The organism is Roseobacter weihaiensis (assembly GCF_020622345.1).
GTDB lineage: Bacteria > Pseudomonadota > Alphaproteobacteria > Rhodobacterales > Rhodobacteraceae > Roseobacter > Roseobacter weihaiensis.
The window spans coordinates 298,059-324,177 of the sequence record NZ_JACNMO010000004.1 but is presented as its reverse complement, the minus strand read 5'-3'; the positions used below and the strand labels follow the sequence as shown (position 1 = coordinate 324,177).

Below are 26,119 nucleotides of genomic sequence, written 5' to 3'. Positions count from 1 at the left end.
GTGCAGCGATGACATCAGGTCATCAATCAGACTGCGAAGAGAAGCGTGACCCGGATGAGCGACAAACGCCACGATTGAAAAAGGAAAACAAGCTTGACCGAAAAGCCCAATTAGAGAAGCTGCCGTTGGAATTGAGCGCTCAATGACCGGTTTGGGCCGATTCTGTGGAAAAACAACGTGTTGCAGGCGCAGAAAGTGGAGCGCAGAACGCGGTTCGAGCGCCTTTATTGTCAGGCCTTGCGCGTTTGCTGCGGTGCAGCAAAGATCTTGGCCAGTTTGCGGAGGTTTTGGGCGGTTGCGGCGAGAAGGAATTCGTCGTTTTCGCCGCATGGGCCACGTAATCGGAGCCGTCCTAACCCCAAGATGCGTTTGAGGTGCGCGAAGAGCATTTCCACCTTCTTTCTAAGCTTGGCTGATATCTTGTACTGCCGTGTCTTTCTGATGGCGCGGGCGACATCTCTGGCGTCTTCATGTTCTTCGCGGGTGACCTTGCGGGCATCGGCTTTTGGACAGCATTTAGCTTTTGATGGGCACGCCAGACAGGTATGTTTGAGGGCCTGGTATTTGGCGACACCTTTACCCGTCGGGCCGCGATTAGGATCGGAGTAGTTCCGACGGAACTGCTTAAGCGCTTCGCCCTCTGGGCAGATGTACTGATTGTTCTCAGCATCCCATTCGAAGTCAGCCCTGGACCATGTGCCGTCGGTACGACCAGCCTTGTCGATGACGGGGATGTGCGGTGCGATCTTGCGCTTCACCAGCCAATCCAGCATGGGGCCGGAACCGTAGGCGGTGTCGGCAATCAGGCGCTCGGGATGCAAATCGAACTTGGCCCTCACCCGGTCCAGCATGGTCTTGGTTGACCCCACTTCGGCCTGTCGGATTGATCTGGTCGCCTCGACATCCATTGCCCGGCAGGCGATTTGCACAGCAAATCTGCCGAGAGGGGACAATCACAGAATGATCGGTGTCGATCAGATAGTTGTTCGAATAGGCGAAGATCGCAGGTCCTGTGCGCGCGGCAGTCTCTTACCGGCAGTGCATTGCGCAGCAATGTCACGAGAGGCATTGGCTGGCGGGATCAGAGAACGAGGTGAACTTGGGTTGCACTTCACTGGCGGCACCAAAAGCCGCTTCATCCAAGGTATCTAGATACTCACGCACTGCGCGGGGTGCGGCGTCCACATCAATGCGGCGGCTATCCCATTCTTCTTTGGCTGCTGAGAACTGTTTGTTGGCATCAGCTTCGATAAGGCTGGCGTCAACGGCCATGCGTTGACCGCTCACCAGCCCCTCCGTGATACACCGCGCAACGGTTGTCTCGAACAGATGGCGCAGCAGTTCGCTCTCGCGAAAGCGCCCGTGTCGGTTCTTCGAGAAGGTCGAATGGTCCGGAATGCGTTCGTTCAGATCGAGGCGGCAGAACCAGCGATAGGCCAGGTTAAGATGCACTTCTTCGCACAGTCGCCGTTCAGATCGGATGCCAAAGCAATACCCCACCAGCAGCATCCGGATCAGCAGTTCGGGGTCGATGGACGGGCGGCCCGTGTGACTGTGGAAGTCCGCCAAATGTGAGCGGATGCTGCTCAGGTCAACGAACCGGTCAATCGATCTCAACAGGTGATCTTGTGGGACATGATCTTCCAGCGAGAACTCGTAGAACAGTGCTGCCTGTGCTTGCTGCCTTGGTCCCAACATCGCCAACCCTCCCTGTACGACGAATTGAATCGGCTACTTGGGTCTCGATCAAGTATGAGTTTTTCAACAGAATAGGCCCAAAGTCACTGATGCTGCGCTGTAAACCAATGGCCGCTTTCTTTTCCAGGGCTACATTGATGTGGAGGAGCGTTCGGTAAGCAGGAAACGGGCTAGATTACTCCGATCATCAGCGATGTCTCGACGAACTCCTCAGCTGTCGCCGAATTCAACCTACGTAGATATCAAGCGTGATCGACATCCAGACAAGCGATAGATACAGATCAAGATCGGCCAATCCGGTGCTGTCCATAGAGCGGCAGACTCCATCCGCCTCGCACTCCTTGGCCTATCTTGCTGGCGACTTTTCTTGTGCAGTCGTCTCCATCCGCAACAAAGAACGGGAAGAGTTTTCATACCAGCTCAAGGAGCACCGCTTTTGCTACAACCTGTCAGGCGGAACTCGGGAAACCATAATTATCAATAACGGTCGACAAGATTTCCGCGGGGCGGATGAGCCGGGCATGCTGACCGTCTTGCCATCAGGATCGGACCGCCGATCAGTCCTGTTTGGATCGGATCTTCGGATTTTACGGTTTGAGATGTGCGCTGACAGTTTTGCCGCGCGTGCCCAGCGTGCCTTCAGATCACAAAAACAGTTGCCGATCATGCCGATGGACAACAGCTGTCATTCTCGCCTCGCCCAATTGGCAAAGGAAATGGCGCGGAGCCTCGTTTGCGGAGCGGAAACGATCCACTTCGAATTTCTTGCAGAGACGCTTGTTCACAGCGTCCTCACTGCAAGCGGCCACCGTAAGAAACCCGACAGCGTTTGGGGCTTGCAACCTAGAGCGCTGACGAGAGTTGTGGACTATGTCTATGCGCATCTGGATCGGCGCATACGTTTGAACGAACTCGCGGCTGAAGCGGGGCTGGCCCCTTCGCCCTTCATTCGTGCCTTGCGCGCAAGCACTGGTCGGACGCCGGGCCAGCTTGTGCGTGACATCCGGATGGATCGCGCAAAATCCATGCTCCGGGACGATCAGCACTCTGTTTCACAGATCTTTGTCGCACTGGGATATGCGACCCACAGCCAGTTCAGTGCCGCTTTCCGCAAAGCCGTTGCTGTGACACCCTCTGACTATCGCAAGAGATATCGGACCTGATCGGTCAATTTTTGAACAGTCCAAATCGCTGACAACTCTTATCTGGATTTCCGAAGAGGTTGCGCGGCACCCTGAACGGTGAGCCCGTTCGAGAATGAAGGGTTCCCCCGCAGCCACGAGTTTTGGATTGCGAAGGGACACGGAATGGCTGCATCTGCACACCAGTTACGCATCGATCTTACCGTCAACGGCACTGTGCACGGCATAGATATCGATCCACGCACGACGTTGTTGGATCTTTTGCGTGAGACGCTGGATCTGACCGGAACCAAGAAAGGCTGCAATCACGGGCAGTGTGGAGCCTGCACCGTGCACGTCAATGGTAAACGGGTCCTGGCCTGTCTGACGCTGGCAGCTCTGTGCGACGGGGCTGATGTACGTACGATCGAAGGCGTTGGTACGCCCGAAAAACTGCACCCGCTCCAGGATGCATTCATCGCCCATGATGGTTTTCAGTGTGGATACTGCACCTCGGGTCAGATCATGTCGGCTTTGGCGGCACTGGAAGAGCCATGGGGGCCGGACGATGCAGCAATCAAAGAGGCCATGAGCGGCAATATCTGCCGCTGCGGTGCCTATCCAAACATTGTTGCGGCAGTTCAGGAGGTCCGCAAGAGCGCGGAAGGCGGCCGAAATGCATGAGTTTACCCTGATCCGCGCCGAAACTGACGAAGCAGCAGTCTCCGCACTGACCGCACATCCAGATGCCAGGTTGATTGCAGGCGGCACCAATCTGGTCGATCTGATGAAAGAGGGAGTTGAGACCCCAACGCATTTGATTGACATCAACGGTCTTGGGGATCTCGACCGCATCGAGGCTCGCGCCGATGGCAGCATCATGATCGGAGCGCTGAGCAGTAACTCCAGCGTGGCATGGAACGCTGACATCCAGTCACGTTTCCCCATGATCTCCGATGCAATCCTTGCCGGAGCCACAACGCAGCTTCGCAACATGGCGACGATGGGTGGCAACCTTCTGCAGAAGAACCGCTGTTTCTACTATCCTGACCACAACGCGCGCTGCAACAAGCGCGAGCCAGGCAGCGGCTGCGATGCGATGGATGGGGTGAACCGCATGTGTGCGGTGCTTGGCACAAGTGATCAGTGCATCGCGGCACACCCGTCGGATGTGTGCGTCGCCCTGCGCGCGCTTGATGCCATCGTGCATGTGAAAGGGGTCGAGGGTCACCGGGCAATCGAATTTGCCGATTTTCACAAGCTGCCCGGCGGCACGCCACATGTTGAGTTTGATCTTGCTCATAACGAGTTGATCACGGGCATCGAAGTGCCCGGACTGCCTTTCGCCGCCAATTCAACCTACCTCAAACTGCGTGATCGAACGAGCTATGCCTTTGCCCTTGTATCCATTGCGGCGGCACTAAAGCTGGACGGCGACACGGTGGATGACGTGCGACTTGCCGTGGGCAGTGTCGGTACGGTGCCTTGGCGTAGCGCGGGCGCCGAAGACGCGATGCGCGGCGCACCGGCGACGGCAGCGACATTCTCCAAAGCGGCCGAGATCTTCTTTGAAGGTGCAAAACCCAGGGCGGGCAACGGCTTTAAGATCGAACTTGCAAAGCGTGCCATCGTTCGGGTCATGGAAACACTGAAGGAGCAAGCGGCATGAACGTCAACAGCACGGTCATTGGAAAGCCAATCTCCCGGGTCGATGGACGATTGAAAACGACTGGCGCGGCGCGGTACGCGGCCGATCATCGCCCAGTCGAGGGGCGGCCTCTACACGCCGTCCTGGTCAAAAGCAGTATCGCCTCAGGTCGCATCACCGGATTTGATCTGTCTGCCTTGCAAAGCATGTCCGGGTTTGTCCGCTTTGTCAGCCATCTCGATGGCGCATTGATCCGTACGATCAAGAACCCGGTGGATGGAGCCTTTGCCGCAGGCGAAGAATACACGCCCTTCGAAAATGATCGGGTCCACTTTGTCGGTCAACATATTGGCCTCGTTGTGGCGCAGACGCTTGAGGTCGCAGAAGCGGCAGCAAAGGCAGTTGTGGTGGACTACGAGACTTCGGCTGCAAGAATTGAATTTGCTGATCCAACCGCAGAGGTGCGACAGCCAGATTTATACAACACGGGCGAAGAGCTTCAGGTGTCGCGCGGGCATGTCGAGGCCGGGCTGGTCGAGGCGGTGGAGATCGTCAAAGCAACCTACACCACGCCGATCGAGCATCATAATCCCATCGAGCCGTCGGCAACACTCGCGGTCTGGGATGGAGATCACCTGACGATCTACGACGCTACCCAAGGCAGCGTTAACGACAAGAACTATGTAGCATTCGGCATGTCCGTAGACCCCAAAAACGTCCGGGTTCTTAACCCGTTCATCGGGGGCGGTTTCGGCTGTAAGGGCTTTACCTGGCCACACACTTTGATCGCAGCTGCCGCTGCACGTGCAGTCGAACAACCCGTGCTGTTGGTTCTGAGCCGAAAGGACATGTACACCTCCTGCGGGCACAGACCGTACACGGAGCAAGAGGTGACGCTGGCCGCAGATGCTGACGGGGTTTTGACCGCAACGCGGCACCGTACCCAGAGCTATCGCTCGCTCGTCGGGGATCATGTCGAACCCTGTGGGATGACAACCGCGATGCTTTATCAATGCGACAATCTGGAGGTTACTCACAGTGTCCGCGTTTTGAATCGTCCTTCCGGAACGCCTTTGCGCAGCCCTGGTGAGGCACCCGGCACGTTCGCTTTGGAAAGTGCCATGGACGAGCTGGCAGAAAAGCTTGGCATGGATCCGGTCGACCTGCGCCGCCGCAATCACACCGACATCGATCAACGAAATGGCCGCAAGTGGTCATCGAAGCACTTGCTCGAATGCTATGATCGTGGTGCCGAAAAAATCGGCTGGGGGCGACGCAAGGCACCCGGACAGTGGCGTGATGGCAACGATCTTGTCGGGCTTGGGATGGCGACAGCCTGTTATCCGGGGTACCGCATGCCAACGCAGACCCGTCTGACGCTGGACCGCGATGGCACTCTGCATGTGGGTGTAGCGGTGCAGGACATTGGCACCGGGCTTTACACCGTCCTGGCACAGATGGTGGCCGAACGGTTTGGCACATCCCCCGAAAATGTCCGCGTGTTGATCGGTGACAGCGACCTGCCGCCGGGGCCTCTTGCTGGTGGGTCCATGACCACGGCGAGCGTCGCTGCCGCGGTGGATGATGGCTGCCGTGCCCTTTCTGAAAAACTGCGCGCCCGGCTGGTTGATATGGGGCATACCCCTGGCAATGAACCGCTGGTGATCGATGGCGGAGCGTTACGCAGCGGTCCACTCTCGGTTCCAGCAGCCGAAGTGATACCGACCGATGTGCATGAGATTGTCGCGGAAGGGGGCTCCGATGACACCTACGGATTCACAGGCGGCGTTGAAACCGACAAAAGCTTCTACTCCTTCGGTGCTATTTTCGCCGAGGTTCGGATCGACCGGGATTTCGGCATCATTCGTGTGCCCAAGATGACTGGCGTCTTTGATGTTGGCCGGGTGATCAACGCCAAGACCGCGCGCAGCCAGATGCTGGGCGGCATGACATTCGGCATCGGCATGGCATTGATGGAAGAAACCTTCATCGATGACAAAACCGGCCGGTTCGTAAACCCGAGCTTGGGCGAATACTATGTCCCGGTGAATGCCGATGTGAATGAGTTCGACGTCGAGATGCTGGATATCCCCGACTACGATTTCAACCCGTTTGGCGCGCGCGGCCTTGGCGAAATCAGCAACGTAGGCGCCTCCGCAGCCATCGCGAATGCAGTTTACAATGCAACTGGCATTCGAGTGCGTCACCTTCCCATACGTCTTGATGACCTCTTGGAGGACCTACCCAGATGACCAACTCCACAGCACGGCCCGACTTTGTCACTCCCGCACATGATATCACTATTCAGGTCGCAACCGGCTTTCTCGAAACGCTTGGCCGTGGTGACATGGAGAGCCTGATGACGCTCTGGCATGATAAGGGAAGGTTGGAGTTTCCGTTCTCCCCCAATGCTCAGGCGCCTGTTGTCGGGATCGACAATCTGCGGTCTTACTTTCTGGGCACCAAAGGCTACAAAAAGCCGCGCGGCTTTCCCATCAAGGCAATATATCCAGGTGCTGACCCCGAATGGGTAATCATCGAGTTTCATGGTGATCTGACGAATACTCGGACGGGAAAGGAGTACTCGAACGAGTATGTTGTCGTCGTGCAAGTCAAAGACAGCAAGGTGATCTTGTTTCGAGAGTTTTTCGATTCACTCAAACGCGCGAACGAGGAAGGCTGACCGGACAGCCCGGAGTTGGAAGGGCGGCGATGATAGAGGCTCTTTTCCAACCGGCAGCAGGCCAATCCTTCGGCTACCTTTGGAAGTGGACCGCGAGCGTTGGAGGAGCTTCCGCGTCGGTGCCTCTCTACTGTCGCTCCGAATCCGTCGTGATTGGGACGTCTGCAACGACGGAACTATCTCAACAGGCGCTGCCCCAGTGCAGCTTGCCTTCCGTGTGCCGCCAGCGGCGATCATCGAGTGGCACGAAACGCTCCGTGCCTACGGCGTCGAGATACTCAGAGGGCCGACCGAGATACCTGACTGGCGGCACGAGACCCTCTTCTTCCGAGACCCCGAGGGCAACATCCTGGAACTCTACGCTGAGATATGACAACGGATCCGCACGCTTCCGATGGGCGGGACTGGGTCGGATATGGCCGCTCGGGGTTCGACCCGAACTGGCCGGGCGGCGCTTTCGTCGCAGTACAGTTCGTGCTGAATTATGAGGAGGGCGGCGAGCGCAACGTCCTCGATGGTGATGACTCGTCCGAGGCGAGGCTGTCTGAGCTCGTCGGAGCTGAGCCGAGACCGGGACGACGCAACCGCAGCATGGAAACCCTGTTCGAGTACGGATCGCGGGCGGGCTTCTGGCGACTCTGGCGACTGTTCTGCGACGCACGCATCCCGGTGGTTTTCGGGGTCTCCGAGGCGCCAAGACGCAATCCCGAGGCCGTGCAAGCTATGCAGGAGGCAGGCTGGGAAGTCGCCTGTCATGGCATGCGATGGCTTCGCAACGACGGCGTGCCGGAAGAAACGGAACGAGCCGACATCCGAGCCGCTATAAAGCTCCACGAAGACCTCATAGGGAAACGCCCGTTGGGCTGGTACACTGGGGCGCAGTCGGAGCGGACGATGGACCTCGTGATGGAGGCAGGAGGGTTCCGCTATCTTTCGGACGGCTACGCCGACGACCTCCCCTACTGGATCAACGGGCCGGGCGGGCGACAACTCGTGATTCCCTATGCTTTCGACACGAACGACATCCTCTACGAAGAAGGACGGAGCGGAGCGCCCAAGATGATGTCGGTTGGCCTGCACTGCCGCATCACCGGGCGTCCTGGTCGCGCCGTTGGACTTCGTGCTTTTCTCGATCATCTGGCGTCGCGCGACAGGGTCTGGATCGCCCGCCGGATCGACATCGCAGATCACTGGCACAAGCATCACGTGGATTAACTTGGATATCAGCGTTCCTCTCGCTCCAATCGCCAGCCCACGGGATCTTCAACCCATCGGTTTATATCGGACTCCCGCCATCCTGCACCGTGGATGCTGATCCTGAGTTGGGCGGGGAAGGTGCCCTCGGCGATCTTGCGGTAGATGGTGGACCGGGACAGGCCGGTTCGGTCGATGACTGTGTTCAGGCGGATGATGCCGTCTGGGTCTGACATGCGGTGACTGGCTCCTGCTGGTTGTTTCTGGGTAGTTCTGAACCAGTCAGCCCAAGCTACCTTGACCGCGTGCCACTTTCAGCTCTTTTTCCAGTTCGGGTGTCACGTTCAATACGTGGAAACCGCCGAGGTGTTCGTGGAAAAGCATGGTGCCTGACGGCAACTCAGACCGCGCCATCAATGGTCAAGGTCACCCGGTCGCCTGCAAACCAGGTCTTACCGAATTCAACGGGACAGCCCTGCCCATCCGCGTTCAGACTGGTGCTATAAACGAGCGGAGCCCCCTCTTCGAGATGCAGGTGCAAAGCCTGCGTCGCAGTCGCAGGGCGCGCGCTGATGCGGGTCGAAACGCGGGTGTAGTCCGACACCCCGCATAAACGAAACGCTTCCGTCACACCCGTTCGCTCTGTGAGTGCGGCGGCGATCCCCGGTAACCGCTCTGCCGGGAAATGACTGGAAAAGAGTGCGATCGGCGTGCCATTCGCCAGAGACACGCCGTGACAGATACAAAGCTGACTGCCCCGGGACACCATGAGCGTGTCCCCCTCGGACGCTGTGGCCGGACGCTCTTCGATCTGAAAAATACGCTTTTGCGGCGCCTGACCGCCTGCGGCGATGTTCTGATGGAACCGCACGCGCTTGCCGATGGGGTATTCGGTCGGCGCAGCGGTCACGAATACCCCCGCACCGCGTCGGGTCCGGACCAGACCTTCCGTGGCCAGTGCGCGGATGGCGTGGCGCACGGTATGACGGTTCACCCCAAAGCGTTCAGCCAGCTGCGCCTCGGTCGGCAGCTTGTCCCCGACCTCATAGATCCGGTCTGCGATATCACCGCGCAAGGACCGGGCAATCGCTTGCCAGAGCGGTGTTTTTGGCCTGCCCGTCATGCATTTGCCGCCGTGCTGCCACAACCCGACATCAACGGGCACCGGATCGGATTCACCCAAAGGCCCAAAAAAACTGCTGGCACAGGTCCCCCCTTTTCGGCATAATAAGTCTAGTTGTATAGTATCTTTGGAAGTTGTCTAGATGCTGGATGAGACCCTTACCGTATACGACCGCAAAAGCTGGCTCAGCCTGCTGGCCACCGCACGTGCAGGCCGTGCAAAGGCGCTTCTTGACCCACTGGAAATCCCGGTTGATTTCACCTGGCTGCGCCGTCCCGAGATCGGCAGCGTCATGATCCGCGGGCGCGCGGGCGGCACCGGGGCGCCGTTCAATCTGGGCGAGGCAACGGTCACCCGCTGCAGCCTGAAACTGGCGGGCGACACGGTCGGGCATGGGTATGTGCAAGGGCGCGCAAAAGCCGATGCACAAACCGCAGCGCTCATCGATGCGCTGATGCAGACCCCCGCCGCCGAAACACTCACGCCCCGTCTCCCTGACGTCCTGAGATCGGAGCAGAAGGAGCGCCGCCACAAACGCGCCAGCAAGGCGGCAGCGACAAAGGTCGATTTCTTTACCATGGCACCGGGGGAGGGCTGATGCAGACGCCGTCGCTGCAGGGGGGATTTGCCGAGCCGGCGCGCGAGGCGGCTATGGTCTTTCGCGACATTATGACCGCGATGGCCCGGCCCGGCCAGATCGAAACGGTGGCCCCGGGGCTGGGCATTGCGCCGCTTTCTGATGCGGCCGCCGCGGTGGTGCTGACCCTGTGCGACGCGGATACCAAGCTCTACCTGACCCCCCGGCATGACACGGAAGCGCTGCGGCGCTGGATCGCCTTTCACACCGGCGTACCGCTGACGGGCCCGCAAGAGGCGGATTTTGCGCTTGGCGCCTGGGATGATCTGACGCCATTGAACCGGTTCCGGCCCGGCACAGCGGATTATCCTGACCAATCCGCGACGCTGATCGTGGAATGCGAGGCACTCGACCCGCAGGGCGCGATGCTCAGCGGTCCCGGCATCCAGTCCACCACAGAGCTGTCCTTGCCCGAGGTCAAAGCCTTTCGCCGGAATGCCCAGCAGTTTCCTCTGGGACTCGATTTCATCTTTACCGCAGGGGTGCAGCTCGCAGCCCCGCCCCGCAGCACAAAGGTGACCTGATGTATGTGACGGTAAAGGGTGGGGAGCGTGCGATTGAAAACGCACATGCGTGGCTTGGCGAAGAGCGGCGCGGTGATCCGCAGATCGCCGCAGTAAGCCCGGCGCAAATCCGCGAACAACTGAGCCTTGCAGTGCACCGGGTGATGGCCGAAGGCTCGCTTTACGATTCCGACCTGGCCGCGCTTGCAATCAAACAAGCGCGCGGCGATCTGATCGAGGCGATTTTCCTGATCCGCGCCTATCGCACCACCCTGCCCCGCCTTGGGCCCAGCGTGCCAGTGGACACGGCACGGATGCACTGCGAAAGACGCATTTCTGCGACCTTCAGGGAGGTGCCGGGCGGGCAGGTTCTGGGGCCGACATTTGACTACACACACTGGCTTGTCGACTTCCAGCTGGCCGCGGATGGCGAAGCGCCCCCGGCCCCCACCGCCGACCCTGTCCCCGAGGCAACACCGCATGTGACCGGGTTTCTCAACCGCGAAGGGTTGATCGAAGAAGCCCCGCCAAGTGATGCCGCACCGCCAGACCTGACCCGTGAACCGCTGGAGTTTCCCGCCCTGCGGCTACAGGCGCTGACCCGTTCAGACGAAGGGTTTTCGCTGGGCATGGCCTATTCCACCCAGCGCGGTCATGCCCGCACCCACGCCTTTGTGGGAGAGCTGCGCATCGGGGCGGTCACGGTGGAAATGGAAATCCCCGAACTTGGCTTTGCCATTGAGATTGCCGAGATCACCCTGACCGAATCCGAGACGGTCAACCAGTTTCAGGGCTCCAAGACGAAGCCTGCGCAGTTTACCCGCGGCTATGCTCTGGTCTTTGGGCAGTCGGAGCGAAAATCGATCTCGATGGCTCTGGTGGACCGGGCCCTGCGGTGGGAGGAATTGGGCGAGGACAACCTCGGCGCACCGGCACAGAATGCTGAATTTGTGCTGTCACATGCCGACAGCATCCAAGCCACGGGCTTCCTGGAGCACATCAAGCTGCCCCATTACGTCGACTTTCAGTCCGAACTTGAGCTCCTGCGCAAACTGCGCCGTGCGGCAGGCGCAGCCCCCCGACAGGAGGCCGCGGAATGAGCGCGTCAGTTGTGATCTTTGACATTGGTGGGGTGCTCGTGGACTGGCAACCACATCTGGCCTGGGCGCCTGAAATGGGCTCGGAGGCGGCCGCGCATGCCTTCATTGAGCGCACGGGCTTCAGAGAGCGCAATGCGCGGGCAGATAAGGGGGCGCGCTTTGCCGATCTGGCAGCCGAGATCGAGAATGCCGAGGATCGCCACCACTTTGCCCAATATGTCGCACGCTACACCCGCACTGTTCAGAACGCGGTGCCCGGCACTTGGGCGCTGCTGGACCGGCTGATCGCCAGGGGCGTCCCGATCCATGCCATCACCAACTGGTCGGCAGAGACATGGCCCGAAGGGCTCAAGGTACACCGCCGGCTGGGCGACGTCTTTGGCACGACCATCGTCTCTGGGGCGCATGGCCTGATGAAACCTGACCCGCGCATTTTTCAGCTGCTCTGCGACAGCGCTGATGTGCGACCTGAAGACTGCGTATTCATCGATGATAGCCCGCGCAATGTCGAGGGCGCACGCGCAGTGGGTATGGATGCGATCCACTTTACCGGCGCGGAGGGGTTGGCGCGGGCCCTGCACCAGAGGGGGCTCCTGTGACCGAGGAGGCCTATAACTTTGCCTATCTGAACGAGCAGACCAAACGGATGATCCGCCGTGCGATCCTGAAAGGGCTGGCGACCCCCGGCTATCAGGTGCCCTTCGCCTCGCGCGAGATGCCAATGCCCTACGGGTGGGGCACGGGCGGCGTGCAGGTCTCTGCCGCGACCCTGACGCCCGAGGATACCTTCAAGGTGATCGATCAGGGCGCGGACGATACTACCAACGCGGTCTCCATCCGCAAGTTCGTTGAGCGCACCGCAGGCATCGCCACGACAACCAAGACATCGGATGCCAAGGTCATCCAGACCCGCCACCGCATTCCCGAAGCGCCACTGACCGAAGACCAGATCCTTATCTATCAGGTGCCGATCCCGGAGCCTCTGCGTTTTCTGGAGCCGCGCGAGACCGAGACCCGCAAGATGCACAGCCGTGAGGATTACGGGCTGATGCATGTGAAGCTCTATGAAGATATCGCCCAACATGGCCATATCGCGACCCCCTACGCCTACCCGGTCAGGGTGGAGGGGCGCTACCTGATGGACCCCTCGCCAATCCCGAAATTCGACACCCCCAAGATGGAGATGGCAGCGATCCAGCTCTTTGGCGCAGGGCGCGAGCAGCGCATCTACGCCCTGCCACCCTATACTAAGGTCACGCCTCTCGACTTTGAGGATCCCTTTGATCCCTCCAAAGCGCCGCATCCCTGCGGGCTCTGCGGGGCCGAGGACGCCTATCTGGATGAGGTCATCACCGATGATACGGGCCGGCGGATGTTCGTCTGCTCCGACACGGACTATTGCGAAACGCGGCGCGAGGCCGGGCACCGCGGAAAGGACGCCGCATGAGCCTGCTTCTCTCTGTCCAGGACCTCCGGAAAACCTATGGGCGCCTGATCGGCTGCACGAATATCTGCTTTGATCTTTTTGTCGGCGAGGTCATCGGCCCCGTGGGCGAAAGCGGCTCGGGCAAGACGACCCTGCTCAATTGCCTGTCGGGCCATCTGCCGCCCGATCAGGGCCAAGTGATCTTTGACACCCGAAGCGATGGGCCGCGCAACACCGTGACGATGAGCGAGCCGGCGCGGCGGATGCTTGCGCGCACGGATTGGGCCTTTGTGCAGCAGCATGCCCGCGACGGGCTGCGCATGAATGTCAGCGCCGGCGGCAACGTGGGCGAGCGGCTGATGGCGTTGGGCGCGCGTCACTACGGCGATATCCGCCTGCAGGCCGAGGATTGGCTGACCCGTGTCGAGATCGATGCCTCTCGCATCGATGACCGCCCCGCCACTTTTTCGGGCGGCATGCAACAGCGGCTGCAGATTGCGCGCAATCTGATTACCGGCCCAAGGCTGGTGTTCAGGGATGAACCGACCGGCGGGCTGCATGTCTCGGTGCAGGCGCGGCTTTTGGATATGCTGCGCGGGTTGGTCCGGGACATGGGGTTGTTGGCCATGATCGTCACGCATGATCTGGCGGTGGTTCGATTGCTGGCCGACCGTCTGATGGTGATAAAAGACGGTCGCGTGATCGAAACCGGGCTCACCGATCAGGTGCTGGACGACCCACAGGCCGCCCATACGCAGCTTTTGGTCAGCTCGGTCTTGCAGGTGTGATGATGATCCGGATCGAAAACGTCTCCAAATCCTTTACCCTGCACAGTCAGGGCGGCACTGAAATTCCGGTCTTGCAAGGGACCACCCTTGGTGTGGCGCCGGGCGAATGTGTAGCGCTGACCGGGCCATCTGGCGTGGGCAAATCCACCCTGATGCGCATGATCTATGGCAGTTCTCTGGCAGCCTGCGGCAGCATCTGCATGGGCGGGGTTGACGTGGCCAAGGCCGCGTCGCGGGATATCCTGACCCTGCGCCGCCATACGCTTGGGTATGTCAGCCAGTTCCTGCGAGTTGTGCCGCGGGTGCCGACGCTTGACGTTGTGGCTGAGCCGCTTTTGGCTGTCGGTCATCATCCGGTCGCGGCACGGCACCGGGCCGAACACTTGCTCGCACGGCTCAACATCCCGAAAAGACTCTGGGGTCTGTCGCCCACAACTTTCTCCGGGGGTGAGCAGCAACGCGTGAGGATTGCCCGCGACTTTGCCTATGACTACCCCGCCTTGCTGCTGGATGAACCCACCGCCAGCCTCGATCCGGCCAACCGCGCCGTCGTGCTGGCGCCGATCCACGAGGCCAAGGCGCCCGGTGCCGCCATCGTCGGTATTTTCCATAATGTCCCCACCCGCGCGAAGGTTTGCACCCGCGCGGTCGATCTCTCCGCCTTCATTCCCCGCGAGGCGGCATGACGGCCGGGCGGGTCATCGCTGTCGTCGGGCCGTCAGGTGTCGGCAAAGACAGTGTCATTGCGGCGCTCGGCGCGACCGTGCCCGCGCTTGAGATCGTGCGCCGGGTCATCACACGCCCACGTGACATGGGCGGTGAAGACTATGACACGGTGGATGCGGCGACCTTTGCGCAAATGGTCAAGGGGAAGGCCTTCTGTCTGCATTGGACCGCGCACGGGCTTTCCTACGGTATCCCCGAAGCCATCCGTCAGGAAGCAGATCGCGGCCAGTCCTTTCTGGTCAACCTGTCGCGCGGCGTGCTGGTTGAGGCCGGACAGGTTTTTGAGACGCTGACCGTGTTGCAGTTGACCGCGCGGCCTGAGACACTGACCGACCGGCTGCGCCACCGGGGCCGCGAAACACCGCAGGGCATCGCTGACAGGCGCGCGCGGGCGGGTGCCGCGATCCCCCCCGGTCTTTCCATGATCCAAATCTCCAACGATGGCGCGCTGGAGGAGACCGTTGCCGCTGCCCGCGCCGCCCTGGCCCGCGAGGCGGTCTGGTAATGAACCCCTTTGCGCCCTTGAGGCATCCCGCCACCCGGCATATCCTGCAAATTGCGAGTACCGCCCCATGAATTCGGCTCTTTCCCCAACCCCCGCCCCACAGATCAGCGACGGTGACCCTACGCCCTCTTTCTGTCTGGCCAATGCCCGCGTGGTACTGCACGACAGGGTCATCACCGGGCAGATCACCGTTCAGGGCAGCACCATTGCCGCACTTGAGGAAACCGCTTGCGTGCCATACGGGGCAACCGATTGTGCCGGTGATTTGCTGGTACCGGGGCTGGTTGAACTCCACACCGACAATCTGGAGCGGCATATCGAGCCGCGCCCACGCGTTGAATGGCCGCACGCGCCTGCGCTGATCGCCCATGACGCCGAGCTTGCCTCGACCGGGATCACCACCGTCTTTGACGCGATGCGCGTGGGCTCGATCCCCACGAGCAAGGGCCGGAATCGGAAATATGCCCGTGCACTGGCCTCTGAACTGCTGGGCCTGCGCGCAACCGGGGCGCTCAAGATCAGCCACTACCTGCATCTGCGGGCCGAGATCTGCTCTGAAACCTTGCTGGACGAACTGGCGGAGTTCGGCCCGCAGGACCGCATCGGCCTGGTCAGCCTGATGGACCACACGCCCGGCCAGCGGCAGTTCCGCGATATGGACAAGCTGCGGGCCTATAGCATGGGCAAAAACAACATGAGCGAGGCGGATTTCATCGACCATGTCGCCACTCTGCAAGGCCTGCAGCATCGGTTTGGGGCCGCTCATGAGGCCGGTGCCGTGGCCGAGGCCGCCCGTCTGGGAGCGGTGCTGGCGAGCCACGATGACACCACCGCGCAACAGGTGGCGGTCTCTGCGGGCTACGGCATCCGGCTGGCGGAGTTTCCAACCACGCTTGAGGCGGCAAAAGCCTGCCGGGACGCGGGCATCGCGATCATTATGGGCGCGCCCAATGTCATTCGGGGCGGGTCACATTCCAACAACGTCTCGGCGCTGGAACTGGCAGAACAGGGCCTGCTGGATATCGTCTCGTCCGACTATGTGCCAGCCGCACTGCTGTTGTCAGCTTTGAAACTGGCAGAGCTGTGGGATGACCTGCCACGTGCCATGCGCTGTGTTTCCGAAACCCCGGCAAGCGCGGTTGGGCTTAAGGATCGCGGTCAGCTGTCGACAGGCTACCGCGCCGATATCGTGCGCGTCCGGCGCATTTCGGATACCCACCATCTGCAAGGCGTATGGAGCGCGGGACGGCGGGTCGCCTGAATGGAGCCCTCAGACAGCCATGGACAAGAGGCAGGTCTCTGCCGCCGCCTCTTCTGCGACAGCTTCTGACAGCGGCCAGGTCACAAGGATGATCGCGCAGCCCGTGATACCTTCCGCCGCGATCTGTTCATGCAGGTCGCGCAGTTGGCCTGAAAAGACCCGTTCGGAGGGTTTGGAGACATCGACCGCGAGGGTGAACGCGGTGTCTTCCGGCACACCGCGCCGCAACAACGCATCCTGAATCGCCTTGGATTGCCGCGTGGCCATGTAAAACGCCGTGCTGGTGCCGGGGCCGGTCAGATCGACGCTTTCGGGCAGGACACCGCCGTGGGCCCCGGTGGCGGTGGCAAGCACCAGCTTGTTTGAAATTCCCCGTTCTGTCAGGCTGATGCCGGCACTCGCCGCGGCGGCACAGGCTGCCGTGACGCCGGGTACGATCTCGACCCGCACCCCGGCGGCCTTGGCCGCGGCAATTTCCTCGCCGCCGCGCCCGAAGATGCCGGGATCCCCGGATTTCAGCCGCACCACGTTACGCCCCTTGCGGGCCTCCTCAACAATCAACATGTTGATCCGGTCTTGCGGCCAGGCACAGGCTCCCACGACCTTGCCCACATAGACACGTTCCGCGTCCCGGCGGGCCAGTTCCAACACCTCCACGTCCACAAGCCGGTCGTAAAAGACCACATCCGCTTCTTGCAACCGGGCGATGGCGCGCAAGGTCAGCAGGTCCCTGGCCCCCGGCCCGGCCCCGATCAGCGTCACCGATCCGTCGCGCGCGGCATCCGGCGCGGCCCCGACCTTGATGGCGGCCTTGATGGAGCGGGCGGCCTCCCGTTCCGCCCCCCCTGCCCAGAGCTGCCGGGGCTGCTCTGCAAAGACCCAGCGCCAGAACGCCCGGCGCTGCGCGCGCGGGACACGCTGGGCCACCGCCCGGCGCATGCGCCCCGCAAAAGCGGCCAGCCCGCCGAGGTTGGCGGGCAGGATCTCCTCCACCCTGGTCTTGATCTGCCGGGCAAGCACCGGGGCCGTGCCTTCGGTGCCGATGGCGACCACCACCGGATCGCGATCCACCAGCGACGGCGTCGTCAGATCACAGAGCGCGGGCTGGTCCACCACATTCACCGGGCAGCGCCCCTCGCCTGCCAGCGCATGCAGGCTGGCATCGATGCCCGGACAGCCCGTGGCAATAAAGCCCATGGCAGCCCCTTCAAAGAGCGCAGGTGTCATCGGCCCTCGGTGCCATGTGCCTCGCCCGCTGCGGATCACATCCGCAAGCTCCGGGTCAAGCTCCGGGGCTGCGATCACGATCTGTGCGTCGGTTTTGAGGATCAGCCGGGCTTTTTGCGCGGCTTGCTCGCTCCCGCCGGCAATCACGACTCGGCGACCGCTGGTGCGGATGAACATGGGAAAGCTTTTCATTAGAGACCCCTTTTCAGGAAACGATATGCTGGCGGGCGGTGGTGGGATGCAGGCAGGATCATTCGGCTGCTTCCTTCACATCGCGGCTCGCCAGCAGCGCGGCGATCTCTGGCTTGCAGGAGCCACAATTGGTCCCTGCCCCCAGGGCCTGCCCGATTGCCGCGACACTCATCAAGCCATCCTGTTCGATGGCGGTCAGTATCGTGTTCACGCCAACCCCCAGACAGGCGCAGAGCACCGGGCCGGGATCGGGGTGATCGGCGGGCGTCATGCCGGTCAGCACCTGCGGCACGCTCTGGCCCGATCGGTCGGCCAGATAGTCCCGCATCACCGCCACCGGCTGGCGCGAGATAAAGAGCGCCGCCAAAAGCCGCCCGCCGTCGTGAAAGGCAAAGCGGTGATCGCCGCGGCTGGTATCGGCAAAAGACTGCACCTCAGCGTCCGCCAGACCAAAGAGCCTGCGTGCTTCCGCCTCCCAGTTCTGCGGCTTTGTGGCCCCGGCCAGCTCTGCCCGCCACCCGGCCGTGGTGCGTGCGCGCGCCCAATACTCCGCCTTGGGGGACAGCGGTTTGGAGGATACCGCAAAACCATACCATGCCGCCTCAAAACGCGATGCTGCGACCACGGCAGCCTTGCTCTCGGGCTGCCCCGACACCGGGTCGGTGACCGCGGCCACAAGCGTGTCCACCCGCGCGCAGGGGGCTGTTTCCCCGGTCCAGTGGATCGGGGCAAAGAGCTCTCCGGGACGCTGCGCTGTCGTCACACGGGCCCGCAAGAGCGCGCTGCCTTGCGGGCTTTTGAGGCGGATGATCTCGGCCGTGCCGACCCCGAGGATTTTGGCATCCTCCGGGTGGATATCCACGTAAGGCTCGGCCAGATGCGCCGACAGACGCGGCGACAGCGCCGTCCGGGTCATCGTATGCCACTGATCCCGGATGCGACCGGTATTGAGACGGAAGGGATAGCGCCGGCCCGTTTCCGCAACAGGGGCCCGCCAGCGCAGCGGCAGCATCCGCGCCTTGCCATCGGCGTGATAGAACCCGCCCCGCGCAAAGAACCGCTCTGCGGTTTTTTGTGTGCTGACCGGCCAGCGGACGGGCTCCATGGCGTCATAGGTCGGATCGTCCATGTCTTTCAGCCCGGTGATATCGAAATCGCGCCCAAAGCGGGCCGCGATCCCCGAGAGCGTGGCGTATTCGCGGAAAATCTCTGCCGGGGATTGATAGTCGAAGGCGGCAGGCCACCCCATCCGGCGCCCCACCTCGGCCAGGATCGCCCAATCGTCGCGCGCCTCCCCCGGAGGGGACAGCACGGCACGCTGGCGGCTGATGGTCCGGTCTGAATTGGTGACCGTCCCGCTTTTTTCCGCCCAGGCGGTTGCGGGCAGGACCACATCTGCCAGCCGCGCGGTATCGGTTTGCGCGGTGATGTCGCTGACAACCGTGAAGTCGCATCCCGCAATCGCCTTGGTCACCGCATCCGCATCCGGCATCGAAACCGCAGGATTGGTGTGGATGATCCAGAGCGCCTTGATCCGGTCCTTGCCCACTGCCTCAAAGAGGTCGACCGCCTTGAGGCCTGCGACGGCCGGCAGGGTGCCCGCGCCCCAGAACGCCTGCACGGCGGCCCGGTGCCGGGCGTTCTCCAGATCCAGATGGCAGGCCAGCATGTTGGCCAGCCCCCCGACCTCGCGCCCGCCCATCGCGTTGGGCTGACCGGTCACCGAAAGCGGCCCGCACCCCGGTTTGCCGATCCGGCCGGTTGCCAGATGACAGTTCAGGATGGCATTGACCTTGTCCGAGCCGGCGCTGGACTGGTTGACGCCCTGGCTGAAGATCGTCACGACCTTGTCATGTCGCATCCACAGATCACAAAACCGGGTGATTTGCGCGCGCGACAGATCCGTGACGCGGACGTCATCGGCATAGGCGGCCTCCAGCGCGGCGTCGAACCCCGAAACATGTTCGAGATAACGCGCATCTACGCAGCCGCCCTCATAAATCTGGGTGAGCAGGTAGTTGAACAGGGCCACGTCGCTGCCCGGCGCCAGGGCGAGATGCAAATCCGCCTGATCGCAACTGGCAGTCCGGCGCGGGTCGATCACGACAATCCTGGTGCCCCGGTTCTGACGCGCCGCCAGCAGCCGCTGGTAGAGCACCGGGTGGCACCACGCGAGGTTCGAGCCCACAAGGACCACCAAATCCGCCGCGTCGATGTCCTCATAGGTGCCCGGCACGGTGTCAGTACCAAAGGCGCGTTTTTGCCCTGCAACCGTCGAGGCCATGCAGAGCCTTGAATTTGTGTCGATATTGGCCGAGCCGATGAACCCTTTCATCAACTTGTTGGCAACGTAGTAATCTTCGGTCAGCAATTGCCCCGAAACATAAAAGGCCACGCTGTCCGGTCCGTGGTCCTTGATGGTGCGTCCAAAGCGGTCCGCCACCGTTGCCAGCGCCGCCTCCCAGGAGGCTTTCTGCCCGTTCACCTGCGGATGCAGCAGGCGCTCACCCAGACCCACGGTCTCTCCCAGAGCGGTCCCCTTGGAGCACAGCCTGCCGAAATTCGCCGGATGATCGGGATCGCCGCGCACCGCGACATTGCCCTGACCATCGGGACGCAGCAGCACCCCGCATCCGACGCCGCAATAGGGGCAGGTCGACTTGGTCTCGGGCAGGTCGCTGCCGTCCATCACGCGGCACTCCGCTTGCCCAGGGCGGTGCCATCCAGCAGGATGCGCCCGGCCTCAAGACGCACCGGGTAGATGTCGATCCGACCCTCTTCGCCGACCGCCGCGCCGGTGGTGAGGTCAAAGACCCAGTTGTGCAGCGGACAGGTGACCTTCTGGCCGTGTACGATCCCTTCGGAGAGCGGCCCCCCCTTGTGCGGGCAGCTGTTCGAGGCCGCGTGGACCTCTGCCACATCGGTCCGAAAGAGCCCGACACACCCCAGCGGCGTCTTGACGATCCTTGCCCCCCGCAAGGGGATATCGTTGATGTGGCCAACGTCCATCCAGGTCATTCCGCCGCCTCCAGCGTCAGATCCGCAATCGGGGCAAAGCGCTCGGCCTCCTTGGCCTGCTCGGCCCAGGGGTCCTTGCGATAGATGGACTGCGACAGCTCGAACCGCGCCACCAGCGCCTTGCGGTTTTCCAGATCTTCCATCACCTGCGCCTGCACCCAGTCCAGCCCTACCTTGGCGAGCCATTTATAGATCCGGTCGAGGTATTTGCCGCCCTCCCGGTAGGCCTGCGTCACGGCGATCACGACCGCGATCGCCTCTTCTTCGGTCTCGACCTGTCCCAGCAATTGCGTCTCTTTCACATCCATGCCGGCGGCCCCGCCGATACCGATCTGAAAGCCGCTATCGACACAGACGATGCCAATGTCCTTGCAGGTCGCCTCGGCACAGTTGCGCGGGCAGCCACTGACCCCCAGCTTGAGCTTGTGCGGTGTCCACGACCCCCAGAGGATCTTTTCCAGCTTGATGCCGAGCCCGGTGGAGTCCTGCGTGCCAAAGCGGCAATGATCCGTGCCAACACAGGTTTTCACCGTCCGCAGCCCCTTGGAATAGGCATGACCCGAGACCAGCCCCGCCTTGTTCAGATCAGACCAGATATAGGGCAGGTCCTCCCCCCTCACGCCCAGCAGGTCGATGCGCTGGCCGCCCGTGACCTTGACAGTCGGCACATTGTATTTATCCGCCGCATCCGCAATCGCCCGCAGCTCGTCGGGGTTGGTGATGCCGCCCCACATGCGCGGCACCACCGAAAACGTCCCGTCTTTCTGGATGTTGGCGTGTTTGCGTTCGTTGACAAAACGGCTTTGCGGGTCGTCCTGATACTCCACCGGCCAATCCGCCAGAAGATAGTAGTTCACCGCCGGGCGGCAGACATGGCAGCCGTTGGGGGTGCGCCAGCCCAGCTCCTGCCAGACCGCGGCCTGAGACTTCAGCGCTTGCGATTTGATCAGCCGCCGCACGTCTTCGTGGCTCAGTTCAGTACAGCCGCAGACGGTTTGCACGGCGGGCATCTGGAAATCGTCGCCCAGCGTGACCTGCAAGATCTGTTCCACCAGCCCCGTGCAGGTGCCACAGGAGGCGCTGGCCTTGGTGGTCGCGCGCACCGCCCCCAGATCGGTAGCGCCAGCGGCGATGGCGTCGGTGATGGTGGATTTGCAAATGCCGTTGCACCCGCAGATTTCCGCCTCAGGCGGCAAGGCTGCAACGGCTGACAACGGGTCCGCGGTGGACCCTCCCTGATAGGCTGGGCCGAAGATCAGCGTCTCCCGCATCTCGGTAATATCGGTGGCGTCCTTGATCAGCCCGAAGAACCAGTTGCCGTCGCCTGTGTCGCCGTACATGACCGCGCCGACCAGCCGGTCATTCTCGATCACAAGGCGCTTGTAGACACCACGCGACGGATCGCGAAAGACGATGTCCTCGCGTCCCTCGCCTTCGGCAAAGTCTCCGGCGGAGAAGAGGTCACAGCCCGTCACTTTCAGCTTGGTGGAGAGGCTCTTTTGCACGAAGGCCGCCTCTTTCCCCAGCAAGGTCTGCGCCGCGACCCTCGCCTGATCGTAAAGCGGCGCGACGAGGCCAAAGACCGCACCGTCATGCTCCACACATTCGCCCACGGCGAGGACATCCTCGACCGAGGTCAGCATCCGGTCGTCCACATGGATGCCGCGCCCCACAGCCAGCCCGGCCTCCTGCGCCAGAGCCACATTGGGCCGGATGCCCACCGCCATGACCAGCAGGTCGCAGGGCAATTCGGTACCATCATCCAGCATCAGTGCGCGGACCTTGCCATCCTCGCCGAGGATTTCCTTGGAATTGGCCCCACAGAGGATGGTGATGCCCTTGGCCTCCAGCGACTTGCGCAAAAGGTAGCCTGCCGCCTCGTCCAACTGCCGCTCCATCAGGTGGCCCATGATATGCACCACGGTGACCTCGACGCCACGCGCGGCCATGCCGGCCGCCGCCTCCAGCCCCAAGAGCCCGCCCCCGATCACGACAACCTTGTTGCCCGCCCCCAGCGCCATCATCGCCTGGGTGTCCTCCAAATCGCGGTAGGCGATGACGCCGTCCAGATCATGGCCCGGTAGCGGGATCATAAAGGGGGTAGAGCCGGTGCCAAAGAGCAGCTTGTCATAGGCCAGCACATCGCCGTTTTCAGCGGTCACGGTCTTGGCGGCGGTATCGATGGCCGCCACCCGCTCGCCAAAGCGGCAGGTGACGGCAGCCTCATCGTACCAAGCGTCGTCATGGGTGACGATTTCTTCATATGTCTTCTCGCCCGACAGCACCGGAGAGAGCATGATGCGATTGTAGTTTCCGCGCGGCTCTGCGTTGAAGAGCGTAATGTCGTAGGCATCGTGCGCGTCTTCCGTCAGGTGTTCCAGCACCCGCCCGGAGGCCATGCCGGCCCCGATGACGATCAGTTTCTGTTGCATCACGTTCACTCCGCTGCAACCGCACGGGGCGCGGTTGTGGGTTTCGGTTTGGGCTTGGCGCCGTGCTCGTATTCCTCAAGAAAATCAAGCACCTCCTGCCGGTAGGTGTAGTAGTCCGGGTGCTCCAGCAGCGCCTTGCGGGTTCTTGGACGCGGCAGGTCCACCTTGGTGATCTTGCCGATGGTGGCCTGCGGGCCATTGGTCATCATGACCACACGATCCGCCAGCAGGATCGCCTCGTCCACATCATGGGTGACGCAGATCGCGGTGACCTTGGTGCGCGACCAAACCTCCATCAGCACCTCCTGCAACTCCCAGCGGGTCAGGCTGTCGAGCATCCCAAAGGGCTCGTCCAGCAGCAGAAGTTTGGGGCTGAGTGCAAAGGCGCGGGCAATGCCCACCCGCTGCTTCATCCCGTTGGACAGGTCTGCGGCGGGCTTGTCCATCGCGTCCGCGAGGCCCACGCGTTCGAGGTAGTATTCGACCACATCCTGGCGTTCTGCCTGGCTGGCGCGCGGATAGACCTTGTCCACCCCGATGGCCACGTTCTGCTTGGCCGTGAGCCAAGGGAAGAGGTTGGGGGACTGGAACACGACGGCGCGTTCGGGATCGGCCCCTTCGACGTGGCGCCCGTCGAGCTTGATCGCCCCTTTGGAAATCTCATTCAGCCCCGCGGCCATGGTCAGCACGGTGGATTTGCCGCAGCCCGAGTGCCCAATGAGGGAGATGAACTCCCCCTTATCGATCTTGAGGTCGAAATCCTCGACCACGGTCAGCGGTCCTTTGGGTGTCGGGTAGACCTTGTGGAGCTGGCTGAAGTCCAGAAACCGGTTTTCGATCAGGCCGGACTGTGCCACCGCCACCGCCGTGGGCACCCCGTGGATCGGGGTCACATCGGGCAGGATGCGCGTGCCCTCCACCTTGGCCTCGATGCCGACGTCCACGAGGTACTTGGTGATCTTCGCGCGCAGGGCCTTGAAGGTGGCGTCATGGTTCATGGCCCCCCGGTCACGCGGGCGCGAAATGGAGACAGCGAACTCCTCTCCCAACGTCCCGTCCGGGTTCAGCGCGATGATGCGGTCGGCCAGAATGATCGCCTCATCCACATCATTGGTGATCAGCACACAGGTCTTGCGGTCCGCCTCCCAGATATGTTCAATCTCATCGGCCAGATTGGCGCGGGTCAGCGCATCGAGCGCCGAGAGCGGCTCATCGAGCAGCAGCACTTCGGGGTTCATCGCCAGCGCGCGGGCCACGTTGACCCGCTGGCGCATCCCGCCCGACAATTCCGCCGGGCGGCGCATTGCGGCATGGCTGAGGCCCACCATCTTGACGTATTTCGCAACTTTCGCCGCCTTGTCGCCGCGCGAGAGGTTGGGAAACACCGTATCCACCGCCAGCCCGACATTTCCGTTCACCGTCAGCCAGGGCATCAGCGAGTAGTTCTGAAAGATGACGCCCCGCTCGGGTCCCGGCCCGGTGATCGGCACCCCCTTGAAGGTGACGCGGCCCTGGCTGGGGGTATCAAGACCCGCCAGCATGTTGATGAGCGTGGTCTTGCCCGTCCCGGAAAAGCCCAGCAGGACAAGGAATTCCCCCTCCCGGACCTCAAGGTCGATGTCCCGCAGAACCGGTGTGTCGCCAAAGCTTTTCGAGACGTTGCTGAATTGAAGGATGCTCATACCGCTCACCGATTGTTCGAGAAGGTAAAGAGCGATTGCAGCGCGTACATCACCCGGTCGAGCAGGAAGCCGATGATCCCGATGGTGAAGACCGCCACCATGATCCGCGCGAGGCTGGAGGAGGAGCCGTTCTGGAACTCATCCCAGACGAATTTGCCAAGGCCGGGGTTCTGCGCCAGCATCTCTGCGGCGATCAGGACCATCCAGCCGACCCCGAGGCTCAGGCGCAACCCGGTGAAGATCAGCGGCAGCGCCGAGGGCAGCACCAGCTTGGTGATCTTGGTCCAGGTGTTCATCTTGAGAACCTTGGAGACATTCACCAGGTCCTTGTCGATGCTGGCCACGCCCAGCGCGGTGTTGATGAGTGTCGGCCAGAGCGAACAGAGCGTCACCGTAATGGCCGAGACGAGGAAGGATTTGGCAAAAAACCCGTCGTTGGTGACATAGACGGCCGAGACGACCATGGTCACAATCGGCAGCCATGCCAGGGGCGATACGGGTTTGAAAATCTGGATCAGCGGGTTCAGCGCGGCGTTGGCCGTGGGCGACAGTCCCGCCGCGATCCCCAGCGGCACGGCGATGACTGTCGCGATCAGGAACCCGAAAAACACTGTTTTGATCGAGGTCCAGATCTGTGTGTAATAGCTCGGCGCGCCGGTATAAGCGACGTTCTTGACCTCATCCGCGCGACCGTCCTCAATCAGACGCTGGTTGCGCTTGTCGACCATTTCCTGAAACTTGGCCTCCTTGGCGGCCTTGTTTTGCGCGTCGTGGTGCAGGTTGCCCATCTCGGACCAGACCTGCGCGGGACCGGGGATTGCCCCCAGTGAGGTCTGCACCTGCGGCGCCAGCGTGCCCCACATCAGCAAAAACGCCCCCATGGCAATAAGCGGGACCGCCGCCAGCCGCCACAGGTCCTTGAGCTGGGAGCGGGGGTTGTCCCCGGCAGCGGCCCGCAGGATCGGTGTCAGCCAGGCCAGGCCCAGCACCTGAAACCATTTGTCGGCAGTATTGATCCGGGAAAACAGCCGCTGGCGTCTGGCGTCGCGGTCCGGGTCTGGTGCATTGATCGGGTCGATGGCGGTCATGATGTGGCTTTCCGTTTTGCTGCGGCGCGACAGCGCCGGATGGCTTTTGAGGATGTCAGTCAGGCTC

24 protein-coding genes and 1 pseudogene are annotated in these 26,119 nt (G+C 61.9%); 16 read left to right on the top strand and 9 right to left on the bottom strand.

The window, feature by feature from the left end:
* Positions 1-230: 230 nt before the first annotated feature.
* Positions 231-1,698: pseudogene (locus H7847_RS07180) on the bottom strand (IS1182 family transposase).
* Between the two features lie 248 nt (positions 1,699-1,946).
* Between H7847_RS07180 and H7847_RS26980 the strand changes: the two are divergent.
* The 7 genes from H7847_RS26980 (at position 1,947) to H7847_RS07145 (ending at position 8,365) form a co-directional block, all read left to right on the top strand.
* Positions 1,947-2,861, top strand: coding sequence for a helix-turn-helix domain-containing protein (locus H7847_RS26980; protein ID WP_227268709.1), 915 nt, complete (start codon positions 1,947-1,949; stop codon positions 2,859-2,861).
* Positions 2,862-3,005: 144 nt separating this feature from the next.
* Positions 3,006-3,503 (top strand): (2Fe-2S)-binding protein, encoded by a 498-nt coding sequence (locus H7847_RS07170; protein ID WP_227268708.1) that lies wholly within the window; start codon positions 3,006-3,008, stop codon positions 3,501-3,503.
* Entirely contained in the window at positions 3,496-4,488 is a 993-nt protein-coding gene (locus H7847_RS07165) for an FAD binding domain-containing protein (protein ID WP_227268707.1), read from the top strand. The genes H7847_RS07170 and H7847_RS07165 overlap by 8 nt, the downstream gene beginning before the upstream one ends.
* Positions 4,485-6,719, top strand: coding sequence for a xanthine dehydrogenase family protein molybdopterin-binding subunit (locus H7847_RS07160; RefSeq protein WP_227268706.1), 2,235 nt, complete (start codon positions 4,485-4,487; stop codon positions 6,717-6,719). Before H7847_RS07165 ends, H7847_RS07160 begins: the two co-directional genes overlap by 4 nt.
* Entirely contained in the window at positions 6,716-7,150 is a 435-nt protein-coding gene (locus H7847_RS07155; protein ID WP_227268705.1) for a nuclear transport factor 2 family protein, read from the top strand. Before H7847_RS07160 ends, H7847_RS07155 begins: the two co-directional genes overlap by 4 nt.
* A gap of 199 nt (positions 7,151-7,349) precedes the next feature.
* Positions 7,350-7,523: a VOC family protein gene (locus H7847_RS26975; protein WP_227268704.1), complete on the top strand. Its 174-nt coding sequence runs from the start codon at positions 7,350-7,352 to the stop codon at positions 7,521-7,523.
* A complete protein-coding gene (locus tag H7847_RS07145) occupies positions 7,520-8,365 on the top strand; it encodes a polysaccharide deacetylase family protein (protein WP_227268703.1) in 846 nt (281 codons plus the stop codon). The genes H7847_RS26975 and H7847_RS07145 overlap by 4 nt, the downstream gene beginning before the upstream one ends.
* Positions 8,366-8,373: 8 nt before the next feature.
* On the opposite strand, the gene H7847_RS07140 is transcribed toward H7847_RS07145, so the two are convergent.
* Positions 8,374-8,580 (bottom strand): helix-turn-helix transcriptional regulator, encoded by a 207-nt coding sequence (locus tag H7847_RS07140; protein ID WP_227268702.1) that lies wholly within the window; start codon positions 8,578-8,580, stop codon positions 8,374-8,376.
* A 164-nt stretch (positions 8,581-8,744) separates the two neighbouring features.
* Entirely contained in the window at positions 8,745-9,467 is a 723-nt protein-coding gene (gene phnF, locus H7847_RS07135) for a phosphonate metabolism transcriptional regulator PhnF (RefSeq protein WP_227268701.1), read from the bottom strand.
* A 142-nt stretch (positions 9,468-9,609) separates the two neighbouring features.
* On the opposite strand from phnF, the gene phnG reads away from it, so the two are divergent.
* The 9 genes from phnG (at position 9,610) to H7847_RS07090 (ending at position 16,413) form a co-directional block, all read left to right on the top strand.
* On the top strand, positions 9,610-10,065 hold the full coding sequence (gene phnG, locus H7847_RS07130) for a phosphonate C-P lyase system protein PhnG (RefSeq protein WP_227268700.1): 456 nt from the start codon (positions 9,610-9,612) through the stop codon (positions 10,063-10,065).
* Positions 10,065-10,628 carry a phosphonate C-P lyase system protein PhnH gene (phnH, locus tag H7847_RS07125; protein WP_227268699.1) on the top strand — a complete coding sequence of 188 codons (564 nt, stop codon included), beginning with the start codon at positions 10,065-10,067 and terminating at the stop codon, positions 10,626-10,628. Before phnG ends, phnH begins: the two co-directional genes overlap by 1 nt.
* Positions 10,628-11,707 (top strand): carbon-phosphorus lyase complex subunit PhnI, encoded by a 1,080-nt coding sequence (locus H7847_RS07120; RefSeq protein ID WP_227268698.1) that lies wholly within the window; start codon positions 10,628-10,630, stop codon positions 11,705-11,707. The genes phnH and H7847_RS07120 overlap by 1 nt, the downstream gene beginning before the upstream one ends.
* On the top strand, positions 11,704-12,306 hold the full coding sequence (locus H7847_RS07115) for an HAD family hydrolase (RefSeq protein WP_227268697.1): 603 nt from the start codon (positions 11,704-11,706) through the stop codon (positions 12,304-12,306). The genes H7847_RS07120 and H7847_RS07115 overlap by 4 nt, the downstream gene beginning before the upstream one ends.
* Entirely contained in the window at positions 12,303-13,154 is an 852-nt protein-coding gene (locus tag H7847_RS07110) for an alpha-D-ribose 1-methylphosphonate 5-phosphate C-P-lyase PhnJ (protein ID WP_227268696.1), read from the top strand. The genes H7847_RS07115 and H7847_RS07110 overlap by 4 nt, the downstream gene beginning before the upstream one ends.
* Positions 13,151-13,921 carry a phosphonate C-P lyase system protein PhnK gene (gene phnK, locus H7847_RS07105; protein WP_227268695.1) on the top strand — a complete coding sequence of 257 codons (771 nt, stop codon included), beginning with the start codon at positions 13,151-13,153 and terminating at the stop codon, positions 13,919-13,921. Before H7847_RS07110 ends, phnK begins: the two co-directional genes overlap by 4 nt.
* A gap of 2 nt (positions 13,922-13,923) precedes the next feature.
* On the top strand, positions 13,924-14,607 hold the full coding sequence (gene phnL / locus H7847_RS07100; RefSeq protein WP_227268694.1) for a phosphonate C-P lyase system protein PhnL: 684 nt from the start codon (positions 13,924-13,926) through the stop codon (positions 14,605-14,607).
* Entirely contained in the window at positions 14,604-15,152 is a 549-nt protein-coding gene (gene phnN / locus H7847_RS07095; RefSeq protein ID WP_227268693.1) for a phosphonate metabolism protein/1,5-bisphosphokinase (PRPP-forming) PhnN, read from the top strand. Before phnL ends, phnN begins: the two co-directional genes overlap by 4 nt.
* A 67-nt stretch (positions 15,153-15,219) precedes the next feature.
* Positions 15,220-16,413, top strand: coding sequence for an alpha-D-ribose 1-methylphosphonate 5-triphosphate diphosphatase (locus H7847_RS07090; protein ID WP_227268692.1), 1,194 nt, complete (start codon positions 15,220-15,222; stop codon positions 16,411-16,413).
* Between the two features lie 9 nt (positions 16,414-16,422).
* Here the strand turns inward: H7847_RS07090 and cysG are convergent, their stop codons facing one another.
* Genes cysG through H7847_RS07060 form a run of 6 tightly spaced genes read right to left on the bottom strand, consistent with a single transcriptional unit; the run spans position 16,423 to position 26,052 of the window.
* The gene (cysG, locus tag H7847_RS07085) at positions 16,423-17,832 is read right to left on the bottom strand and encodes a siroheme synthase CysG (RefSeq protein ID WP_227268691.1); all 1,410 of its coding nucleotides are present in this window, start codon (positions 17,830-17,832) and stop codon (positions 16,423-16,425) included.
* Between the two features lie 58 nt (positions 17,833-17,890).
* A complete protein-coding gene (locus H7847_RS07080) occupies positions 17,891-20,521 on the bottom strand; it encodes a nitrate reductase (protein WP_227268690.1) in 2,631 nt (876 codons plus the stop codon).
* The gene (nirD, locus tag H7847_RS07075; protein ID WP_227268689.1) at positions 20,521-20,850 is read right to left on the bottom strand and encodes a nitrite reductase small subunit NirD; all 330 of its coding nucleotides are present in this window, start codon (positions 20,848-20,850) and stop codon (positions 20,521-20,523) included. The genes H7847_RS07080 and nirD overlap by 1 nt, the downstream gene beginning before the upstream one ends.
* On the bottom strand, positions 20,847-23,282 hold the full coding sequence (gene nirB, locus H7847_RS07070; RefSeq protein ID WP_227268688.1) for a nitrite reductase large subunit NirB: 2,436 nt from the start codon (positions 23,280-23,282) through the stop codon (positions 20,847-20,849). The genes nirD and nirB overlap by 4 nt, the downstream gene beginning before the upstream one ends.
* Positions 23,283-23,287: 5 nt before the next feature.
* Entirely contained in the window at positions 23,288-24,964 is a 1,677-nt protein-coding gene (locus tag H7847_RS07065; protein WP_227268687.1) for an ABC transporter ATP-binding protein, read from the bottom strand.
* Positions 24,965-24,969: 5 nt separating this feature from the next.
* On the bottom strand, positions 24,970-26,052 hold the full coding sequence (locus H7847_RS07060; protein WP_227268686.1) for an ABC transporter permease: 1,083 nt from the start codon (positions 26,050-26,052) through the stop codon (positions 24,970-24,972).
* Positions 26,053-26,119 lie beyond the last annotated feature (67 nt).

Bases quoted from the DNA above. Each gene is read 5' to 3' on its own strand.
- phnH (WP_227268699.1), top strand. From the start codon at position 10,065: ATGCAGACGCCGTCGCTGCAGGGGGGATTTGCCGAGCCGGCGCGCGAG.
- H7847_RS07115 (WP_227268697.1), top strand. From the start codon at position 11,704: ATGAGCGCGTCAGTTGTGATCTTTGACATTGGTGGGGTGCTCGTGGAC.
- phnL (WP_227268694.1), top strand. From the start codon at position 13,924: ATGATCCGGATCGAAAACGTCTCCAAATCCTTTACCCTGCACAGTCAG.
- H7847_RS07170 (WP_227268708.1), top strand. From the start codon at position 3,006: ATGGCTGCATCTGCACACCAGTTACGCATCGATCTTACCGTCAACGGC.
- phnN (WP_227268693.1), top strand. From the start codon at position 14,604: ATGACGGCCGGGCGGGTCATCGCTGTCGTCGGGCCGTCAGGTGTCGGC.
- H7847_RS07160 (WP_227268706.1), top strand. From the start codon at position 4,485: ATGAACGTCAACAGCACGGTCATTGGAAAGCCAATCTCCCGGGTCGAT.
- H7847_RS07090 (WP_227268692.1), top strand. From the start codon at position 15,220: ATGAATTCGGCTCTTTCCCCAACCCCCGCCCCACAGATCAGCGACGGT.
- H7847_RS07065 (WP_227268687.1), bottom strand. From the start codon at position 24,964: ATGAGCATCCTTCAATTCAGCAACGTCTCGAAAAGCTTTGGCGACACA.
- H7847_RS07165 (WP_227268707.1), top strand. From the start codon at position 3,496: ATGCATGAGTTTACCCTGATCCGCGCCGAAACTGACGAAGCAGCAGTC.
- H7847_RS07145 (WP_227268703.1), top strand. From the start codon at position 7,520: ATGACAACGGATCCGCACGCTTCCGATGGGCGGGACTGGGTCGGATAT.
- nirB (WP_227268688.1), bottom strand. From the start codon at position 23,282: ATGCAACAGAAACTGATCGTCATCGGGGCCGGCATGGCCTCCGGGCGG.
- phnK (WP_227268695.1), top strand. From the start codon at position 13,151: ATGAGCCTGCTTCTCTCTGTCCAGGACCTCCGGAAAACCTATGGGCGC.
- H7847_RS07155 (WP_227268705.1), top strand. From the start codon at position 6,716: ATGACCAACTCCACAGCACGGCCCGACTTTGTCACTCCCGCACATGAT.
- nirD (WP_227268689.1), bottom strand. From the start codon at position 20,850: ATGACCTGGATGGACGTTGGCCACATCAACGATATCCCCTTGCGGGGG.
- cysG (WP_227268691.1), bottom strand. From the start codon at position 17,832: ATGAAAAGCTTTCCCATGTTCATCCGCACCAGCGGTCGCCGAGTCGTG.
- H7847_RS07120 (WP_227268698.1), top strand. From the start codon at position 10,628: ATGTATGTGACGGTAAAGGGTGGGGAGCGTGCGATTGAAAACGCACAT.
- H7847_RS07140 (WP_227268702.1), bottom strand. From the start codon at position 8,580: ATGTCAGACCCAGACGGCATCATCCGCCTGAACACAGTCATCGACCGA.
- phnF (WP_227268701.1), bottom strand. From the start codon at position 9,467: ATGACGGGCAGGCCAAAAACACCGCTCTGGCAAGCGATTGCCCGGTCC.
- phnG (WP_227268700.1), top strand. From the start codon at position 9,610: ATGCTGGATGAGACCCTTACCGTATACGACCGCAAAAGCTGGCTCAGC.
- H7847_RS07080 (WP_227268690.1), bottom strand. From the start codon at position 20,521: ATGGACGGCAGCGACCTGCCCGAGACCAAGTCGACCTGCCCCTATTGC.
- H7847_RS07060 (WP_227268686.1), bottom strand. From the start codon at position 26,052: ATGACCGCCATCGACCCGATCAATGCACCAGACCCGGACCGCGACGCC.